Below are 2,349 nucleotides of genomic sequence, written 5' to 3'. Positions count from 1 at the left end.
AAGGCGTCGCCGACAAAGCTGCGGCCGATACGAATCCCGCCGACAAGCCCGCTGTCAGCGAGCTGGCCGCCGCCCCGGCGACCACTGCAGACACGGCCGCTACCGACAAGGCCGCCGACGGCGAGGCCGCCGCCGAGGGTGACACTGATGAGGGTGCCACCACCGAGGCGGCGGCCGTCGCCGGTGCCGGCGACGGCACCGGCGCGCCCGCCGTCGGGCTTGTCGCGGACTCGGCCTCCGATGAGGTCGTCACCGAAAGCGCTGCCGCCAACCAAGTTTCAGCCGACCCAGCCGCCGCCGAAAAGAGTGCCGCTGTCAGTGCTGCGGCAAGCGAGGTTGCCACCGACGAGGCTGGCGGCAAGGAGGTTGCCGCCGATAGCGCTGCTGCGGATGAGGTTGCCACCGCTGTGGATTCCGCCGGAAAAGGCACTGCTGCGACAGCCGCAGCTGACGCTGCTGCTGGGGACGAGCCCGCCGCTCACCCGGCTGCTGGCGACGAGGCCGCGGCCGACACGGCTGCTGCCGAGAAGGCCACCGACGACGAGGCCGCTACCGCAGCGGCTGTCGAGACTGCTGTCGCCGGCAAGTCTGTCGGCAAGGAGGTTGCCGCCGACAAGTCTGCCGCCGAGACTTCCACTGTCGCCAAGGCCGCCGCCGACAAGGCCGTAACCGCCGATCCTGCAAAGGATTCCCCGATTCTCGTGGTCTCCGGTATCAGCAAGGAGTACCGGATCCGGGGACGGGGTGGGGTTTTGCGGGCGGTGGATGATGTTTCGTTCACGATCGCTCGGGGGCGGACCACGGCGATCGTGGGGGAGTCGGGGTCGGGTAAGACCACGACGGCGCGGATGGTGCTGGGTCTGGTGCCGGTCACCTCGGGCAGCATCAAGCTGAACGGGGTGGAGATGGTGGGGCTGCGCGGCGCGCGGCTGCGGGCGGCGCGGCTGGCGATGCAGCCGGTGTTCCAGGATCCGTACGCCTCGCTCGACCCCATGTGGACGGTCGAACGCCTGATCGCGGAACCGTTGCGCGCCTTCGGCATCGGCGATCGGAAGTCGCGCCGGGCCCGGGTGACCGAGCTCCTTGACCAGGTCGCGCTGCCCGCGGCGATGGCGCACCGCTACCCGAACGAGCTGTCCGGCGGCCAGCGTCAGCGCGTCGCGATCGCCCGCGCGCTCGCCATCGAGCCGAGGCTCGTGGTGTGCGACGAGGCGGTGTCGGCGCTGGATGTGCTTGTGCAGGACCAGATTCTGACCCTGCTCGCCTCCCTGCAGGAGCGTCTCGGCGTCAGCTACCTGTTCATCTCGCACGACCTGGCCGTGGTCCGTGCGCTGGCCCACGAGGTCGTGGTGATGCGCAACGGTCGTGTGGTGGAACAGGGTCCGGTCGAGGAAGTGCTCACCGCGCCCGCCGACCAGTACACGCGTCAACTGCTGGACGCGATCCCCGGCGCGGGCGTGCTCGGCGGCGGCTCGTCGGCGGACGAGGCGGAAGAAGACGAGACCGGCGATGTCGCGGCCTCCGTCGAGAAGGAACTGGCTGCGAAGGTCTAAGGGCCACAGCCGAACCCAGGCCCCGCGTCGCGGCTGACTACGCGACGCGGACGCAGCCGCCCCGACCTACCCGGCCGGGGCGGCTGCTTTATCTCTACTACTCCGTGACGACGGCGATCGCGTCGATCTCGACCAGCATCTCCTCGCGCGGCAGCCCCGTGAAAACGGTGGTGCGGCTGGGCAATACATCGCCGGTGGTGTTGGCGACGACGAACTCGCCGTAGGCCTCGTTCATCGCGGCGAAGTCGTCGCGGGTGGTCAGGTAGACGCGCAGCATCACCACATCGTCGAACGTCGCGCCGCTGGCGTCGATGATCGCCTTCACGTTCTGCAGAGTGCGAATCGTCTGTGCCGCAACGTCGCCCGGGTACAGGTACTCGTTGGTGACCGGATCCACCGGCCCCTGCCCGGAGACCTGCACGAACGGCCCCTTGCGCACCCCCTGCGAGAACGTGTGCGCGGGCGCGGGCGCGTCGGTGGTGCGGACGGCGATCTTCTCACTCATGGTCAGCCTTTCGTGGATGTGGTGGCGCGGCCGGGGTTCCAGCCGAGCTCGGCGGAGATGGCGTCGGCCGCCGCGCGAACCCGCGGCAGCTCGGCCAGCACCTGATCGTGGTCGAGCAGCATGTCCGGCACCGACATGGAGACCGCGGCGACCACGGTGCCGGTGCCGTTGCGCACCGGGACGCCGATGCAGTTGACGAAGCTCTCGTGCTCCTCGTGGTCCTCCGCGTAACCAAGGGCGGCAACCTTTTCCAGCTCGATCAGGTAGCGCTCGGGCGTGCGGATGGTCCGC

The 2,349-nt window shown here is 69.6% G+C and carries 3 protein-coding genes; 1 reads left to right on the top strand and 2 read right to left on the bottom strand.

Features of this window, described 5'->3' with window-relative positions; all coding sequences use genetic code 11:
- Positions 1–1,553: ABC transporter ATP-binding protein (locus tag ON39_RS50035; protein WP_218006159.1), on the top strand; the 1,553-nt coding region annotated here is incomplete at its 5' end.
- 97 nt (positions 1,554–1,650) lie between these two features.
- Here the strand turns inward: ON39_RS50035 and ON39_RS11205 are convergent.
- Together ON39_RS11205 and ON39_RS11200 are read right to left on the bottom strand one after the other, a co-directional pair.
- Positions 1,651–2,058 carry a RidA family protein gene (locus ON39_RS11205; protein WP_040733450.1) on the bottom strand — a complete coding sequence of 136 codons (408 nt, stop codon included), beginning with the start codon at positions 2,056–2,058 and terminating at the stop codon, positions 1,651–1,653.
- 2 nt (positions 2,059–2,060) lie between these two features.
- The coding region (locus tag ON39_RS11200) for an IclR family transcriptional regulator domain-containing protein (RefSeq protein WP_040733448.1) at positions 2,061–2,349 on the bottom strand (289 nt) is incomplete at its 5' end.

It is taken from the genome of Nocardia tenerifensis NBRC 101015, from assembly GCF_000308715.1.
GTDB lineage: Bacteria > Actinomycetota > Actinomycetes > Mycobacteriales > Mycobacteriaceae > Nocardia > Nocardia tenerifensis.
The sequence above is the reverse complement of the archived record's forward strand: the minus strand, read 5'-3'. Positions and strand labels throughout refer to the sequence as shown.

What these genes read in the sequence shown, in the direction of transcription:
- ON39_RS11205 (WP_040733450.1), bottom strand. Translation starts at nt 2,058, where the DNA reads ATGAGTGAGAAGATCGCCGTCCGCACCACCGACGCGCCCGCGCCCGCG.